At 54.1% G+C, this 17,129-nt stretch carries 14 protein-coding genes and 1 riboswitch; of the genes, 6 read left to right on the top strand and 8 right to left on the bottom strand.

From position 1 onward, the window contains the following. Positions 1 to 70: 70 nt before the first annotated feature. Complete coding sequence (locus H8K47_RS10345) at positions 71 to 2,053, top strand: OPT family oligopeptide transporter (RefSeq protein WP_186881320.1); 1,983 nt, start codon at positions 71 to 73, stop codon at positions 2,051 to 2,053. Between the two features lie 82 nt (positions 2,054 to 2,135). Here the strand turns inward: H8K47_RS10345 and H8K47_RS10340 are convergent, their stop codons facing one another. After that, positions 2,136 to 2,783, bottom strand: a complete 648-nt coding sequence (locus H8K47_RS10340) for a tRNA-uridine aminocarboxypropyltransferase (protein WP_186881319.1) — start codon at positions 2,781 to 2,783, stop codon at positions 2,136 to 2,138. 152 nt (positions 2,784 to 2,935) lie between these two features. Here H8K47_RS10340 and H8K47_RS10335 point away from each other — a divergent pair, with 152 nt between their 5' ends. After that, positions 2,936 to 4,114 (top strand): hypothetical protein, encoded by a 1,179-nt coding sequence (locus tag H8K47_RS10335; RefSeq protein ID WP_230410190.1) that lies wholly within the window; start codon positions 2,936 to 2,938, stop codon positions 4,112 to 4,114. Positions 4,115 to 4,134: 20 nt separating this feature from the next. Here the strand turns inward: H8K47_RS10335 and H8K47_RS10330 are convergent, their stop codons facing one another. After that, complete coding sequence (locus H8K47_RS10330; RefSeq protein WP_186881318.1) at positions 4,135 to 5,040, bottom strand: TIGR01777 family oxidoreductase; 906 nt, start codon at positions 5,038 to 5,040, stop codon at positions 4,135 to 4,137. 62 nt (positions 5,041 to 5,102) lie between these two features. Next, entirely contained in the window at positions 5,103 to 7,151 is a 2,049-nt protein-coding gene (locus H8K47_RS10325; protein WP_186881317.1) for an energy transducer TonB, read from the bottom strand. Between the two features lie 342 nt (positions 7,152 to 7,493). On the opposite strand from H8K47_RS10325, the gene H8K47_RS10320 reads away from it, so the two are divergent. Continuing rightward, the gene (locus H8K47_RS10320; RefSeq protein WP_186881316.1) at positions 7,494 to 8,444 is read left to right on the top strand and encodes a 4-hydroxyproline epimerase; all 951 of its coding nucleotides are present in this window, start codon (positions 7,494 to 7,496) and stop codon (positions 8,442 to 8,444) included. Between the two features lie 23 nt (positions 8,445 to 8,467). Here H8K47_RS10320 and H8K47_RS10315 read toward each other — a convergent pair whose 3' ends face one another. Further along, positions 8,468 to 9,244, bottom strand: coding sequence for an AraC family transcriptional regulator (locus tag H8K47_RS10315; protein ID WP_186881315.1), 777 nt, complete (start codon positions 9,242 to 9,244; stop codon positions 8,468 to 8,470). Positions 9,245 to 9,570: 326 nt separating this feature from the next. On the opposite strand from H8K47_RS10315, the gene H8K47_RS10310 reads away from it, so the two are divergent. Further along, complete coding sequence (locus H8K47_RS10310; RefSeq protein WP_186881314.1) at positions 9,571 to 10,242, top strand: GntR family transcriptional regulator; 672 nt, start codon at positions 9,571 to 9,573, stop codon at positions 10,240 to 10,242. A gap of 72 nt (positions 10,243 to 10,314) precedes the next feature. On the opposite strand, the gene ylqF is transcribed toward H8K47_RS10310, so the two are convergent. Beyond that, complete coding sequence (gene ylqF, locus H8K47_RS10305) at positions 10,315 to 11,247, bottom strand: ribosome biogenesis GTPase YlqF (RefSeq protein ID WP_186881313.1); 933 nt, start codon at positions 11,245 to 11,247, stop codon at positions 10,315 to 10,317. Positions 11,248 to 11,571: 324 nt separating this feature from the next. Here ylqF and H8K47_RS10300 point away from each other — a divergent pair, with 324 nt between their 5' ends. Then, positions 11,572 to 11,904, top strand: a complete 333-nt coding sequence (locus tag H8K47_RS10300) for a hypothetical protein (protein WP_186881312.1) — start codon at positions 11,572 to 11,574, stop codon at positions 11,902 to 11,904. A gap of 93 nt (positions 11,905 to 11,997) precedes the next feature. Here the strand turns inward: H8K47_RS10300 and H8K47_RS10295 are convergent, their stop codons facing one another. Then, complete coding sequence (locus H8K47_RS10295; RefSeq protein ID WP_186881311.1) at positions 11,998 to 14,646, bottom strand: putative Ig domain-containing protein; 2,649 nt, start codon at positions 14,644 to 14,646, stop codon at positions 11,998 to 12,000. A gap of 64 nt (positions 14,647 to 14,710) precedes the next feature. Then, a riboswitch (cyclic di-GMP riboswitch) is annotated at positions 14,711 to 14,797 on the bottom strand. A 271-nt stretch (positions 14,798 to 15,068) separates the two neighbouring features. On the opposite strand from H8K47_RS10295, the gene H8K47_RS10290 reads away from it, so the two are divergent. Continuing rightward, positions 15,069 to 15,581 carry a GNAT family N-acetyltransferase gene (locus H8K47_RS10290; protein ID WP_186881310.1) on the top strand — a complete coding sequence of 171 codons (513 nt, stop codon included), beginning with the start codon at positions 15,069 to 15,071 and terminating at the stop codon, positions 15,579 to 15,581. A gap of 23 nt (positions 15,582 to 15,604) precedes the next feature. Here the strand turns inward: H8K47_RS10290 and H8K47_RS10285 are convergent, their stop codons facing one another. Together H8K47_RS10285 and H8K47_RS10280 are read right to left on the bottom strand one after the other, a co-directional pair. After that, positions 15,605 to 16,168 (bottom strand): nuclear transport factor 2 family protein, encoded by a 564-nt coding sequence (locus tag H8K47_RS10285; RefSeq protein WP_186881309.1) that lies wholly within the window; start codon positions 16,166 to 16,168, stop codon positions 15,605 to 15,607. Positions 16,169 to 16,177: 9 nt separating this feature from the next. Continuing rightward, the gene (locus tag H8K47_RS10280; RefSeq protein WP_186881308.1) at positions 16,178 to 17,116 is read right to left on the bottom strand and encodes a histone deacetylase family protein; all 939 of its coding nucleotides are present in this window, start codon (positions 17,114 to 17,116) and stop codon (positions 16,178 to 16,180) included. Between the last annotated feature and the right edge of the window lie 13 nt (positions 17,117 to 17,129).

The following is a 17,129-nucleotide window of genomic DNA, read 5'->3' as shown; positions in this document are numbered from 1 at the left end:
TGCAGGCTTGCTGACAGAATGTCTACTTATCTGTGCTGGCCCAGTCTGACTTCCTGATCCTGGAGACACAATGGCCCTGCAACAACTGAATGAAGAGCAGATCCGGACCTGGACTCGCGCCCAAAAGGACGAGTGGTGGTTCAAAAACATTTACCGTGGCGATATGCCACAACTCACCTTGCGCTCTGCCCTGACCGGTTTTTTACTAGGGGGTATCTTGTCCGCGACCGCGCTGTATATCGCTGCTAAATCCGGCGTGAATATCGGTGTTGGCCTGACCTCGGTCATTCTGGCTTTTGCCTTTTTCAGAATTCTGTCAAAAACCGGCATCGCCAAAGACTTTACGATACTGGAAAATAACTGCGCCCAATCCATCGCCACGGCAGCCGGTTATATGACCATGCCTATGGTGGCGCCGATTACCGCCTATATGCTGGTGACTGGACAAATCATCCCTTGGTGGCAAATGCTGATCTGGATGGTGGTCTGCTCTATCCTGGGCGTGCTGGTCGCATTTCCGCTCAAGCGTCGCTTCATCAATGAAGATCAGCTACCGTTCCCGGAAGGGCGTGCCTGCGGCGTGGTACTCGATACCCTGTATTCCGGTGATGGCAAAGAGGGTATGCGCCAGGCCAGACTGCTGGGCCTGACCACCTTGTGGGCTGGCGCTTATCAATTCCTGATCAGCGATGGCTGGATGAAGCTGCTGCAATTCAAAGTACTGCAAATGGATAAATGGGCGGGCATGACTGAAGCCTGGCATTTACAGGAACGCATCGATACCTACTATTACCAGCTGGCTGTGAAATACGATCTGTGGATACCCAAAATCCTGGGTGTGGATTTCCGTGCACTGGGTCTGCGCCTGACGATTGACGCCGCGATGTTTGGCGTTGGTGGCCTGATGGGCATACGTGTCGCGAGCAGCCTGCTGCTGGGTAGCTTGCTGAACTTCGCACTGCTCGGACCGATGATGATACAACGAGGCGATATCGTCGAACGTATCGCACCGAATGGCAAGCTGGTACCTATCTCCCGCGTTGAAATCCTGAACCAGTGGGGTCTGTGGTGGGCGGTATCTATCATGGTGGTTGGCTCTATCGTCACGCTGGCTGCCAAACCCGAAATTTTTACCAGCCTGTTCAAATCTCTGGGTAAACAAAAGTCTGTCACCAAAGGCCCGGACATACTGGCGCATATAGAACTGCCGCTGATGATTTCTTACATCGGTATCCCTGCCTTCAGTTTGCTGGGTGCATGGCTGAACCTGAGCTTTTTCGGCGTTCCTATGGTGCTGACTTTTGCTGCCTTACCGCTGGTCTTCCTGTTGGCCGTCATTTGCGCTAACTCGATGGCGCTGACTTCCTGGTCACCGACTGGTGCACTGTCCAAAATCACGCAAATCACCATGGGCGTGATAGACCGTACTAATCCGGCAACGAACATGATACCAGCTGGTATGACCGCCGAAGTCGCATCGAATGCATCCAATCTGCTGTCGGATATCACGCCGGGCTATATGCTGGGTGCGAAACCACGTCAGCAGGCGATCGGTCATGTGATCGGCATTATCTCTGGCGCACTGGCTTGTATCCCAATTTACTACCTGCTGTTCCTGCCTGCCGATGCGCAAGGCATACGTGATACGGCGACCATCGTCAGCGACCGCTTCTCGCATCCATCTGCCATGCAATGGAAAGGTATGGCGGAGCTGATTGCCAAAGGCGTAAGCAGCCTGCCCACTTCAGCGATTATCGCCATGGTGGTGGCGGCCTTGGCGGCACTGGTAATAGAAGGTGGAAAAATGATCACCAAAGGCAAAATCCCGCTGTCCGCAGTCGCGATTGGTCTCGGTGTGGTGTTACCACCGGAAGCCTGCCTGGGTATGTGGATGGGCGCTGCTGCGTTCTGGTGGATGGGTCGCAAGCATCCCGAACCAGGCACCGCAGGTCACCAGTTCTGGGTTGAAGGCTGTGAACCTATCTGTGCCGGTCTGATTTCCGGTGCAGCACTGATGGGTATCGGTAATGCGCTGCTGAATGTATTGATCTGATCCTGTCCTGCTTACAGCAAAAAGTCCCGCCAGATGCAAAACTGGCGGGACTTTTTTTTGTCAGACTGGACTGCGTTGCTAACTAACTGCCTTGCTGCATCCAGCCCAACTGCCGCTCCACCATCTGATCGAAGGCTTGTAGCACAGGGCTGAAATCGGCTTCGGGCTGCAGTGCCATCAACGCATAAGTGCTGGCTTCCAGCGTCGACAATTGGTCGGGTTGATGGGCTTTACGGATACGGTAATGCGAGGCCGGCATCTGGCGCAAACTCCAACGCGGCAATGCTTGCAATAAGGGATTCAGATACAACATCTTGCGGCTTTTACGCCAGGTCGCATCCAGCACCACTAATCTGAGCGGCGCCTCACAGGCAGACGGTTCCCAGGCACTGCCATGGCTGTGCAAGTCCTCTGCCTCAGACTCCGTCGTATCGGGATACAGTAAGACTGTTAATCTGGCTGACTGCGGCGCTTCCGCCACTGCGCCGCTGTGCCAGTCTCCGTGTAAAGCCTGCGCCAGTACTGCCTGCTCAAACTGTTCACCCGCCAGTATCAAAGACGATCCGGGCAGACACAGATGCAGTAAGCGTCCACTGCCTTTGACATGACTGATCTCCAGCGGATGCTGCAATATCAGTAATTCATGGCGGGTATGAACGGGTCTGACGCAAGAACAGATACAATTTCTGGCAGCACGCAAACAGTGCTGACAAGTTTCACGAGAACGCATGTAAACCTTACAAACTGAGGGAGGTACACAGCAGTTAGGATTCCATGGTCAAACTGCTGCACATTGCGGATTTTACTTAAACCAAGGCGCATTGCGCAGGCTTAGACTATCATGTCAGTAATTTTGTCACCAGCATCGCCGGAAAACCCGCCATGAAAACGCCATATCTGTTATCCCTGTTGATTTTGCTGATCGCCTCCGCCTGCGGTGGCGGTGGCAGTAACGCTTCCGGCAGTGACACAGTAAGCCCGCCAGTCAGCCCACCGGTGACACCGCCAACTACCCTGGAAAAGAAAGCCGCAGCACTGGCCGCCAAGCTCGGTAAGCCCAGTCGTATGCTGGTCGGACTGGGTTCGGCTGATCTGGCCGATGTTCAGAAACAAAGCCTCAAAATTGATATTTATGATCAATATCTGAATGGCGTCGGTGCGGGTGCCTGGCCGACCTGGAACAGTCCCAGCGGCGCTTATGTACAAGTCGTTGCGAAAAATGCGGATACCCTGGGCGCAGTGCCTATGTTCACGCTCTACCAAATGGCCAGCAATGGTGATGGCAATCTGTCCGGCCTGTCGAATCAAACCTTCATGACTGGCTACTGGAATAACGTGCGTCTGCTGTTCCAGCAAATCAAAACCTATGGCAAACCGGTACTCGTGAATTTTGAACCGGATTTCTGGGGTTATACCCAGCGCTTATCGACCAACGCAGATCCGGCTACGGTATTCGCACTGGTGAACAGCGATCCGGATTGCAGCACGCTGGGCAATCATGTCGCCGGACTGGCACAATGCCTGGTGCAGATTGCACGTAAATATGCGCCCAATGCCTACGTGGGTTTTCCACCTGCGCTGTTCGGTGATCTGTATTCAACCGCACTCGGCTACATGCAAAAACTGGGCGCAGACAAAGCCGATTTTATCGTGATGCAAACGCTGGACCGCGATGCCGGTTGCTTTGAAGCGATTCCCCAGCCCAGCTATTGCCAGCGTGCCGGTACTGGTTGGTACTGGGATGAGGCGAATATCAAGTCCCCTAATTTCACCGAGCATTTTGCGCTCGCAAAATCATATAACACAGGTCTGCAATTACCCGTGCTGTGGTGGCAGACACCGCTCGGCGTACCGTCTGCAGTTGCCGGTGGCAGCGCAGGCAAATGGCGCGATAACCGTGCGCGCTACTTCCTGACTCATGCGCCTGACATGGTGGCAGCAGGTGGATTGGGCGTGGTATTCAGCACCGGTGAGGTGAATCAGACCAGCATCAATACCGATGGCGGACAATTCAAAACCCTGACGACGAATTACCTGGCAAACCCGGCAGCCCTGCCGTAAGCCGCAGCCAGCAAGCGCCTTCAGGCATGCTGACGGTTCAGCTGCTGTAATGCAGGCAAGAGGCTGGGATAACTGAACTGGTATCCCAGCTTATTCAGACGGGCAGGCAGTACATGCTGGCCACCAGTCAATAATTCCGACAATTCTCCCAATGCGAGTTGCAACAACCAGGCCGGTGTGAACAGCCAGGCAGGACGCTGCAAACTGTGCGCCAGCAACTGCGTGAATTCGCGATTCGTCACAGCTTGTGGCGCGACCATGTTAATGCAGCCGCTGGCACGCTCGTCGGTGAGTAATCTGAGCACGATAGCCACATAATCATCAACATGGATCCAGCTCATCCACTGACGTCCATCGCCTATACGCCCCCCCAGACCCAATTGAAATGGCAGGCGCATTTTTTTCAAAATACCGCCTGCACTGTCGAGTACCAGACCTGTACGCAGCACGCAGACCCGGGTTCCAAAGCGCGCGGCCGGGATCGCGGCAGCTTCCCAGTCCACACATAACTGCGCACCGAAATCCCCACCGGCACTGGCCGTTTCATCGATCACTTCGTCACCACGATTGCCATACACGCCAATAGCCGAGCCGCTGAGCAGTACAGCAGGCTTCTTTCTGGCCTGCGCTATTTTATGCATCAGTTGCTCAGTCAAAGTAATGCGGCTGTGACGCAGTAATTGTTTGCGTGCCGCCGTCCAGCGCGCATCAACGATGGATTCACCGGCCAGATTGATGATGGCATTGAACTCCAGTTCGGGCGTGTATTGCTCCAGGTCCTGCATCGCCTGCACACCGGCACCGCACAACGCGGCCAGTTGTTGTGGACGACGCGTAAGGACCGTGAGCTGATATCCCTGCGCCAGCAAAGCTGCGCACAAACGCTGGCCGATCAGCCCGGTTCCGCCTGTGATCAAGATATGCATAAAGTGTCCTGCCCTGTTCATGAATTGTCCTCAGTGTAGGGCAATTCATCGCATTTTGCTGATCAGCGCAATTCTTCCAATAAGCGCAGGCTGTCATCAAAACTCCAGATACGGCGGATTTCAATCACGTCGTATTGCGCCGCTACCGCAGGTGGAAAGGCTGCATAACGCGTATTGAGGCGCACGATATTGCGCACGGCCTGATCCAGATCCATACGGCCGCTGGAGCGGTGTATGGTCACCTCCTCCACCGTACCATCGCTGCGTATCGCTACCGTAACTATCGGGTCGCCACGCGCCTTATCTCTGGCGGTACTGGAATAATTCAGATTGCCATTGCGTTCGATTTTCTGTTTCCAGCTATCGGCATAGGCACGTAACTGCACATCGCGCTCGCTATTGCTGAAGACACTGCGACGACGTGATTTTTCAGCGGATTCACGTGGTACTGGCGGAGCACCGCGCAACAAATCCAGGCCACGTGCCTGTTCACGCAAACGGTTAGCCAGATCGCTTTGTAAACTGGATTGACTGGCTGTTGCAAGTGCGTTGCCATTAACACCAGCGTTACCACCGGCGTTACCACTACCGGCACCGGGTATTGCTGCTTGACCATTGCTGCCTGCGCTTCCATTTCCAGACTGGCTGTTCTGCACTTGGGCGGACGCAGCTGCTCCTGCGCCGGCAACTGTCGCCTTTCCCTGTGCGGGCGCTGCATGTTGACTGACACTGCTATTACCAGCGATGACCTGTACAGCCCGAGCCTGACTTTGCGCCGTTTCTGCCATACTGGACTGGGCCGCAGCGATCTGCGCAGCCTGAGCGGCCTGAGTAGCTTTGGCAGCCGCCTGCAACTCCGCCTCACGCTGCTGTTGCGCTGCGCGCTGCTGCCTGGCCTGTTCTTGTTCCTGCTTTTGTTTCGCCAGTTGTTGACGCTCCTGCTCCTGCTGCTGTTCACGTTCCTGCTCGCGTTCCAACTCCCGCTTCTGCAATGCTGCATGACGTTGATTTTTCTGTAGCTCGCGCATCTGCTTTTCTTGCGCAAGTTGCTGCTGCAAACCTGCGTCAGCAACAACGGCAGGCTGACTGTGTTGCTGCAACACTTCCGATAAACGCTGCTCAGCAGCGGTATTTGCTTGCTGCAATTGCTGCTCCTGGCGCAATTGAGCCAATCGCTGCTGTTCTTGTTTTTCCTGTTTTTCCTGTTCCTGTTTTTTCAATTCCCGCAGTTCTGCTGCGCGCTTTTCCTGTTCTGCTTTTTCCTGCTCCTGACGGTCGGTCTCTGCCTGAGCAAGACGGAACTGCGCTATGTCGTTTTTCTGGTTTTGCTGAATCTGCCCCACCAAAGTTTGCTGACTGCGCATATCCGTGGTCTCGCTGATCTGAGCCGCAAACTGACGCTCACGCTCAGCCTGTTTGCGCTGACGTTTTTCTGCATCAGCCTGATAGCGCTCCGGCGCAACAGCGACGGGATCATCCTCTTTTTCTTCACCACTTTGACTGACAGGATCAGGAAAACGACGCCGCTCGGTTTCTTCCTCTGGCGTTTTTTTGACATCTTCCGGTGCCTGTGCAGCCACCACAAAGCTATCCAGTCTGAATTGATCCTGGGCGATAACTGCCTTCACTTCAGACAGTGCTATCTTACGCTTGGGCACAACCGGTGTCTGTGTCGCATGTGCCCGCTTAGTCTTAGTCGTTTTCGCTGGTATGGGTGGCGGTGGTGATACGGCTGCAGGCGGACGCGGTGCAATCAGCTGTATGCCATGCACACTTGCTTCTGCTGTCCTGCTTTGCGAGGCGACAGAGGACAAAGCAGGGTTCGATGCAGGCTGCGTTTTTTCAGCCGATGCTGAGGCTGTCGCCATTGCGGAACTCTGCGCTGGTGGTGCAGGCATCGTAATACGCAACGCCAGTTGCGGCACTTCGGCAACTGGCTCAGATAAAGACGGCGCTGAGGATAGTGATGCGGCCGGACCGCTGCCCGGTATGCCAAAGCGCAGCGACAATACCAGCAGATGCAAGAGCACAGAGACCAGCAGTCCAAACGACAGCCGTCGTTTTACCTCGTCAGGAAGTGGTGCTGCAGATTGGTGCGCATTCAGAGTCATGCAATCAAAAAATCCGGGAGTTCATCAGGAAGCGGGCTTAGGGCCGGTTAACATTTAAATTACGCGTTCGATTTAAATGTGAATAGGCCCGAATATCCGGCGTTACTTTACCATTGCGCAGCGCCAACGCACATGGGATTTGCGTGATACGACAGCGATTGTGACCAGCCACCGACAATGACCTGCGCAGACTTGCTGTGCCGATTTCCACAAGCTGGGCTCTTGATCACATCAAGACAGCATGTCTACGCGGGTGATAAGCTCAACATCAATCCTGCATCTGTCTGAAATCAGACATCAGCATTCTGCACTCAGCTCCTGGACAAAAACCTAAGGCCCATCATGACCAGCATAGACATTATCGACTCTCACACTGGCGGCGAACCGACCCGCGTCATTATGGCGGGCGGCCCGCCACTTGGCGAGGGCAGCCTGGCTCAGCAACGGGACATCTTCCGCACGCAGTTTGACCATTACCGTACGGCGACGGTGTGTGAACCTCGCGGTTCAGACGTGCTGGTCGGCGCACTGGCCTGTCACTCACCGCAGCCGGATTGCGTGGCTGGCGTAATCTTCTTTAACAACGTCGGTTATCTGGGCATGTGTGGTCACGGCATGATAGGTTTTCTGGTCACGCTGGCCCATGCGGGCCGCATTACACCTGGCCTGCATCGCATCGATACGCCGGTCGGCATCGTGCAGGCGGAACTGCATGAAGACCTGAGTGTGACGGTGCACAATGTACCGGCTTACCGCTACCGCCATGCGGTCAGCGTCGAAGTGCCTGGTATAGGCACAGTCAGCGGCGATATCGCCTGGGGTGGTAACTGGTTCTTCCTGATTAACCAGCACGGGATACCGCTGCAACTGACCCAGCTTGAGCAGTTAACGGATTTTGCCTGGCGTGTACGGCAGGCGCTGGAAGCAGCTGGCATCTGTGGTGAGCATGGTGCAGTGATCGACCACATAGAATTATTTGGCGCCGCCGACTCTGCCAATAATCATAGTAAGAATTTCGTGCTTTGCCCCGGCAAAGCCTACGACCGCTCGCCCTGCGGCACCGGCACCAGCGCCAAGCTGGCTTGTCTGGCGGCAGATGGCAAACTGGAAGCGCAACAAATCTGGCGTCAGGAAAGCATTATCGGCAGCGTATTTGAAGCGAGCTACCGCTATGCCGATGCTGAGCGGACGCGGATTTTGCCCAGTCTGCGCGGCTCGGCTTTTGTGAATGCCGAAGCCAGGCTGATCCTGAACCAGGCCGACCCCTTCATCTGGGGCATACCTTCAGTCTGAATTCTGACCGTGGCCTGCGTACATCAGGTCGCAGGCTGACTGTCACGCATCACTACACGGTAATCGCTGGGTGTCATTCCTACGGTGGCGCGAAATACGCGTGAAAACGCGCTGTGATCCTGATAGCCACAGGCCAGCGCGACTTCGGTGATGCTGCAATCGGATGTCGATAACATGGCCGATGCCGCATCGAGCCGGATTTTCACCATCATCTGACGCGGCGTCAGCGAAAATATCTTATGAAAATTGCGCTCCAGCTGGGCCACCGATAAGCCGGTCAGTTCAACTAATTCGGCCATGCTGACGGTCTGCGCATAATGCTGATGCAAGTAGCTGACGGCCGCTGCCACCTTGGCATAAACCGGATGGCGTTGATCGGGGGCAGCCAGATCGCGCGATACTCCACATAAACCAAGAATGGCACCAGCCTGATCACGCAGCGGCTTCTTCTGAGTCAGACACCAGCCCGGACTGCGGTTGGGGTATAAATGTAATTCCAGCTGATCGCGTAATTCCTTTGCACCTTTCAATACCATCGCATCCTGCGTCGCATAACTGACAGCTAAGGAACTGGGGAACACATCGGCGGCACTGCGACCCAGCAAAGCAGATTTTTCGCGCAAGCCGCAGCGTCTGACCAGAGTCTGGTTGACGACGATGTAGCGGCCTGCCGTATCTTTAACAAAAAATACGATATCGCTCATCGAGTCGAACAAACTCTCGGCAAAAAAAACATCCGCTACATGCTGAGCCAGCCATGTGCGCTGATTCCCTACTAAACACTGTCTGCCCTCTTCCATTCCCATCCTTTCTGCCCGCCAGCACGCCTGAAGAGACGCCGTTAATATATTAAGACCTCAGGCATCAGCATACCTGATAGGCAAGCCAAATACCCTGCGTTACGACATCAGCCGTAAAATCCGGCATACAAACGTGCATAGGAACAACAAGATGCGAGACGATCGCAGAGAATGAACGGAGTGTCGCTCTGCGACAGCACTGTCTTTTAGACATTCAAACAGTGCAAATAATTGAAATTGTATTTTTTAACAAGGTAAAATCCCTAAATAACGCCAACATACGGCTACTGAGCTTTAAAATAATTAGCCCAAATTAGGGAATAAACATGCTCGTAAAACAAGAACTTGCTGCAAATGCACCAAAAATGCGCGCAGCAGATATTGCGTATAATGCAATTGAAAGTATGATAGTCAAACTCGAGTTGCGACCGGGTGCGCCTGTAGTTGAAGCTGAGTTGGTCGAGAAAACCGGCCTCGGCCGCACCCCATTGCGCGAAGCCCTGATGCGCATGTCTTCCAATGGCCTGATCATGCAGATGCCACGCCGTGGGCTGGTAATCAGCGATATTCACGCCAGTGAGTATATGAATGTGATCGCGACGCGACGCGTATTAGACGCCTTGATCGCGCAGCAGGCAGCCCAACTTGCCAGTGTTGAACAAAGAAAAGACATGCTGCTCTGGGCTGACAAAATGCTCATCGCAGCCAAATGCCATGATCTGGGCGCTTATATGGCGGCCGATCAGGCATTTGACATCATCGTACATGAAGCTTGCAGTAATCCCTCCGCCGTCCAGGCGGTGGTACCGCTGGTCATACAGTGCCGCCGCTTCTGGTACGCCTATCAGCATGCGGGCGATGTCGAGGAAGGTGCGCGTTGCCATATGTTGGCTGCCAAAGCTATTGCCAAAGGCAATGCGGAACTGGCAGTCAAAGCCAGTCATGGTCTGATGGATTATCTGGTCACATTTGCCAGCGAAGTCATGGGCAAGAAGTAACACTTGCCGCAAGCAATGCCGACACACCGCAGAGGTCTGCCACGCTCCGTGCGTCGCGGGCCGGACTGCGACTTACTCGTCTTCCTGCTCTGGCTCTTCCATTCCCGTTTGCACGCTCTTACCCTGCCCCAGCAGCACTGGCGGCACATAGGTTGCGAGTAAATGCGCGCGGCTGGCCGGCGTTTCCAGACTGATGCGACCCAGCGCGCCGCTGCGGTAATCAAGCAGTAACGTATGGGACGCTTTTTCGAAATCGAGGTCGCCGCCTTTGAGTTTAAAGCCACGCTTTTTGGCGATGCCTTCCACCACGGCGACACCATCCATACCTTCCAGCTGAAAGCCATAGCGGCTGACCAACGATTGCGGATAGTGCTGCAATAACAGCTCAGCCAGGAAAGTCGCGATCTCTTCCTCGATCAGCGCATTGATACCAATCGCGTGGCTGGCAGCCAGCATCAGGCCATCGGTAGGATGTTCAATTTTTGGCCACAGCATACCCGGTGTATCGGTCAGTATCATGTTCTTACCGAGGTACAGTCTTTGCTGGGTCTTGGTCACCGCAGGCTCATCACCCACATTCGCCACCCGCTTCTTAAGCAAGGCATTCATCAGCGTGGATTTACCCACGTTTGGAATACCCATGATCATCATGCGCAAAGGCTTGGTCGGCACGCCGCGATGTGGTGCCAGCTTGAGCGCAAAGCCAGGCACTTTAGCGACATCGGCCGGTTTCTTACAGCTCATCGCCACCGCAAACACATTTTTCTGGGCATTGAAATAATCCAGCCAGGCTTTGGTCGCCTGTGGGTCCGCCAGATCGGCCTTGTTCAGAATCTTGAGACAGGGGCGCTGGCGGAAGGTGCGCAGTTGCTCAACCATAGGATTGCAACTGGCCTGGGGGATACGGGCATCCAGCACTTCTATCACCAGATCGGTACTTTCCATGGTTTCCGCTGCCTTCTTGCGCGCAGCGTTCATGTGACCGGGGAACCATTGTATGGACATGCTTATTCTTCTTTTTGCTAAATCAAAGCGATATTGTACGGAAGTATGCCCGGCTTATGCCTAAAAATTCCGTAAGGCATGGTAAATCAGGCGGATTGCGGGGTGCATTTGCCATCTAGATATCCTTCAGTCATGACGAATATGGTTAAAATAATTATTGGCACAGAAAAAATATGCCAAATTCCCGGGCCTCATTTTTGCATTTTTTACCAGACTGACTTACATTAGTTATCTCTCCTTCACTTAAGCGGAGCCACAATGCGATTTAGTCAGCTATTCGGACATACCCTTGCTATTTCCCTTTGTACTTGCTGGAGCCTCGCGATGGCGCATGCTGAAACGACCTTGAAAGAACCGGCGACTGCTGCTGATCAGCAATTGGTGAGTGATATCCAGCGCCAGCTTGGCGCTTGCTTTACGACGGTCGGGGTGCAGGATACGTTTCCTGTTATCGCTCAATTCCCGGCGGATAAAGAACTCGCGATTGTCACGTTGATGCCGCAAACCGGGCCCAGAATTTCAGACAGCTATCACTACACACTGGCGATAGATAAGGCACGTCAACAGCTGTACATCAAACAAATTGGGGGGATAGGCGGCCTGCAAAAAGTCTTCGGGCCGATCAAAGTCGGCACTACTTGCCAGCCTAAGTCCTGACTGAACTCGTAGTCCCTCAAAAAAAGACGGGATCAGTGAACCGATCCCGTTGGCTGAAACTATTGAACGATCTAGCAATTCTCGGGCAACGATTTACTTTGCCGTAATCGTGATCGGCATCGTGGTGCTGGTGGTGCGGCCGGTCGAATCAGTCACCGTGATTTTCAAGGCGTAGCTGCCTGTGACCGGTGCGGGCCAGATCGCGGTGATATTCAGGCCACTCATGGAGAAGCCCATACCGAGTGGCGCCCCGGAGATAGAGACCGAGACCCAGCTGGCGCCCGGTGCGGAAATTGCAATCACGCCGCTGACCGATTTACCCGCCACACCAGTGATCGCTGGCGCACTGACTGTCAGACCCGTTGGCGCTGCTGCCGTAATCGTGACCGTGTACACGGCCTGACCCGACAAACCAGTTTTGCTGTCTTTCGCAATCACCGTCACCGGATAAGTTCCTGCGGCAGGTGCTGCCCAGCTCACTACACCGGTGCTGCTGATGCTCATGCCCGCAGGTGCACCAGTGAGGCTGTAAGTCAGCGGATTCACCGAAGAGGCAGACACTGTGAAGCTGAGTGCAGTACCCGCTTTACCTGAGATGGACGCTGCGGTCACCACTGGTGGCGTTTGTGCGGTAATACTGACTGACATCACGCCTTTACCAACCAGACCCGTCTTGCTATCGGTTGCAACTACTGTGACCGAGTAATTACCCAGTACCGGACTGGCCCAGCTGATCACACCGGCAGTGCTGATACTCATGCCAGTTGGTGCGCCAGTCAGGCTGTAAGTGACAGGATAATCCGAGCTGGTGGTGACGGTATAACTGAGTGCCGTGCCCGCTTTACCTGCAATCGTGGCGGCAGTTACGACAGGTGCAACAGCTGGAGCGATGGTCACGGTGTAGACACCTTTGTCGACCAATGCTGTTTTGCTGTCAGTCGCATTCACAGTTACTGAGTAAGTACCAGCCAGTGGTGTCGTCCAGTTGACCACACCTGCTGTGCTGATCGTCATGCCAGCAGGCGCACCGCTTAAGGTGTAGGTGACAGGGTTAGCAGCCGTCACCGATGCCGTAAAGCTCAGTGCAGTACCCACTTTTCCGCTGATCGCAGCCCCCGTCACAACCGGCGCAGTAGCTACCGTGCTGCCACCCATCAGTGTCACGAAATCAGACACATTCGGTGTTCCAAGGCCGGTCAGCTGATCGTAGCCAGACTTCGCTGTACAACTGCCACAGCTGCCATGCGAACCGCTGGTCACATCAGCAAAGGCTTTTGCATAATTGCCTGGTACTGCAGCCTGCTGATACAGCGAGGCATGCACCGCTCCCAAAGGGGCTTTTGCTGTCAGCGCGCGGCTGGCATTGGTCACTGCCACGATACCTGCCCATTGTGGTGTCGACAGGCTGGTGCCACCGGCACTGATCCAGTTGACCGTAGCACTGCCAGGATTAATCACGGCAACGTACTGACCGGAATTTGGATCTGCATTCATGGATACGTCAGCCACAGTGCGGCGTACTGGCGTACCCATCCCTGGGACCGCTGCAGTCTGGTAGGACGGTGTCGCAGTATAGGCACTGACGCCACCACCGGTACCGGACCAGGCGGATTCCGAACGGCTGCCGGTGCCGGAATAATTGAGCGTAGTGCCGCCGACTGCCACGACTTTGGATGAAACCGAGGGCCAGTTCACTTGCGTTCCATAATCGCCGGTCGCCGCCAGGTAAGTCATATTGGCAGTGCCGAATACCGCATCGACTGAAGCAGTCCAGCTGCCTTCGACCGCACCAAAGCTCATGGACACGGCACCAGGCCCCATTTTATTGGCCAGTGCAATACCACCGGTCAGACTGTTAATCGAGGCGTCTGGTGCTTCAATTAAGACGATTCTGGCAAGCGGTGCAATTGCATGCGACCACTGCACGTCCAGCGCAATTTCTGTAGCCCAGCCAGAATCATAGGCAGGTGCTGATGCGTTCATTCCACCCGCCGCATTGGCATACACCACAGAAAATTCGCAACCAGTGGTTGATGCTGTGGGCAAAGGCAGACTTGCCGTAGTCGCGATGGTTTTCACGGTACAGGCGGGCAAGCCAAATTTCTGATTGAAGTTATTCAGCTCAGAAACGATATTCGGGTCGTGATAGGCGTTCACGATGTAGATCGTCTGCCCGGCACCCAGTTGAGCCGCTTGCGCTGCCGTTAAACCTGTCAGGCTGGCCGGGATAGCTGTCAGATTGTAGGCAGCACGTACCTGAGCCGGCGTATAAGTGCTGACCGCAACAGTTGCCATCGGTTTCAATTCTGCGCTGGCAGAACCGTTGACATTGGTACTGGCATTGCGTTCAAAACTGCGCTGTGTACTGCGAATCTGATCAACCGTCAGTCCTTTCGGTGACAGATACTGCGTCGCGACCGGGATAGGCTGCTGGTGTGCGGGCATCAAGGCTGTACGCTGACTCGCGTCTGCATCCAGATCACCCGGCGCGTCCAACAAGACCGGCGCAACGTGGAAGGTCGGTGTCGCGAGTTGATTGGCTGCTTCAGCAGGAACAACCGCCAGTTCAGCCTGCAACGTGGTGGTGCCAGTCGCAAGCTCTGCGGGTGCTGCGCTGACGGCAGTATTTTGTGTAATTGGCTGACTGCTGTCGCCGCAAGCGGACAACATCAGCATGACACCGGAAAAAATCACAGTCCGCGAAAAAACCGGGGACTGGCTGGTTGTTTTAAGAATATGCATAGTGACTACGCTCCATAAGTGGGGCGAGGACCACGCAATGTCAACGGGTAAAGATATTGGCCACGTTGGCAACCCCGCTACCATGGCGCAGATGCGCTGTAGGCCGGTGGCTTTGCGTCTCCGTCTTTCAACGGGTTTGCCCTCAAGAAAAAATACTACATGGCAAGTCTAGAACTGAATTTTCCTCAAAGAAAGTAAAATCCGTAACGAATTGTATCTTTAACGCGCAAAGTAACAATTTTTTTCTTTTTAAAATCAATGGCTTGTCATTTTAAAATACGTTTAAACTCACATCTTAACAAAACAGAACTGACGACAATTGCCTCTGCAATGCTGAGCAAACCTGTTCTGCGTGAGTGTCCTCACTTGCCCGCATCTAACCCAAACGGATCAAAAAGACTTTTAAAGAAAATTTGAACACGATGAGTTTCACTCTAAGAATACTAAATATCAGCGACAGTGCCGCCCTGCGCGCATTGCGATTGCAGGCGCTAGCTGACTCCCCAGCTAATTTTGGACGAGAATCCTTGCAAGCAACAAGCTACTTTACGGAGAAAATAAACCATCCAGACAATATCGGAATTTTCGGTGCGTTTGACGGAACACAGTTAATCGCCATGATGGGATTACAGCGTGATAGCGGTCTTAAACGGCGTCATTGCGCCAAGCTATGGGGCGTATTTACGTCACCGAACTATCGTGCTCAAGGAATATCAGCAAGTTTGTTGCAACTGCTAATCAGCGTCGCGGGCCAGCAGCCCGGCTTGCTGCATGTACGACTGAGCGTCAATGCCCGCAATACGGCCGCCCATCAATTGTATCTACGTGCTGGCTGGTCAGAGTATGGGCGGGAACCGGATGCGCTATCTGTGAATGGGGAAATGCAAGAAGAAATTCTGATGACGCTGAAGCTAGTTGATAACCACAGCCTGTAACGAGTTCGGCGCAGGAGCCTGACTCATTTCACGTCGCCAGCCGGTAGTTTGCCGCTGCTTTCCCACTGACGCACAGCTTTACCCAAATAATCAACCAATTCATTCGGCACGGCCAGCGATAACTGGTAGTGAGCGATTTTCAAACCCTGAGGCGTATTGCGGATTACGCCACTGGCCTGACACAGGCCCATGGCTGTCGTGAGCTGCTCGTCAAACCAAATCACGCTTTGGTCTTCCGTCATTTGCAGATGGCGTTGATTGACCTTGAACGCCCAGGCAGATGGCCGTGCAAAATGCGGCTTAGCCCAGGTTTTAAATTCATCCAGTGTCCAGCGCTCGGTTTTATCGGTGCCGATATACACCGCATCGGGCGTCATTTTATCGAAGTAGCTGAGCCGGGAATGCGCCGCATCGTCGTGCCATTCGTTCAGAAAGCGATTGACTTCTTCCTGCAACTGACTCGCAGTACGCGCAGGTAAAGCGATGACCGCCGTATTGGCAAATTGTGGCGCTGCGTGTACCGGCAGAACGGCGGCGCATAACAGAACTTGCAACACACGGCATGCAGCGAATTGATTGATCTTCATTATTGACTCCTAGTCCAGACCCGCCAGCACTTTGATATGCGCAGCAACGCTGCGTCCCAGCGCGGACAAGTTATACCCACCTTCGAGGCAGCTGACGACGCGGCCTTGGGCAAATTCATCGGCAATTTGCATCACTGCGCGCGTAATCCACACATAATCGGCTTCAACCAGGCCTAGCTGCCCCATATCGTCTTCACGATGCGCATCAAATCCGGCGGAAATGAATATCATCTCCGGCCGGTATGCACGTAATGCCGGCAACCAGTGCTGTTCAACCAGACTGCGGATTTCCTGCCCCTGACTATGTGCAGGAACCGGAATATTTACCATATTGCTGGCTGGCTGCTCAGTACCGCTATAGGGATAATACGGATGCTGAAAAAAACCTACCATGAGCACAGCCGCGTCATTTCTGAAAATATCTTCAGTACCGTTACCGTGATGGACATCGAAATCCACAATCGCAATCCGCTTCAAGCCACGTACGTCCAGCGCATGGCGTACCGCTACCGCGACATTATTAAACATACAGAAGCCCATCGACTCTTTGGCCGTTGCATGGTGGCCAGGCGGACGCACCGCGCAAAACGCATTCTCAACTTCGGCATTGAGCACCGCATCAGTCGCTGCAATCGCGGCACCGGCAGCGCGCAGAGAAGCTTTCCAACTATAGGCATTGAGTGCCGTATCGGCATCCAGCGGGAAATGCTCATATTCAGAGCGTTCTGAGGGACAGTTTTCGCGGATACGGTAAATCGCATCGGCACTATGTACACGGGCCAGGCTAGCCTCACTCGCCAAGGGTGCGTCACGGCAGTCGAGTAAATCCTTGATACGGCTGGCGATCAGTTGATCCTCTATCGCCTGCAATCGCTGTGGGCATTCCGGATGCCAGGACCCCATTTCATGGAGTTTGCAATCATCGTGAGTATAGTAAGCAGTGGTCATGGGCATGTCTGAG

Source organism: Cognatundibacterium rugosum (assembly GCF_014284365.1).
In the GTDB taxonomy this organism is placed as follows: domain Bacteria; phylum Pseudomonadota; class Gammaproteobacteria; order Burkholderiales; family Burkholderiaceae_D; genus Undibacterium; species Undibacterium rugosum.
Note: the sequence above shows the minus strand (reverse complement) of the source record. Positions and strands in the feature narration are given on the sequence as shown.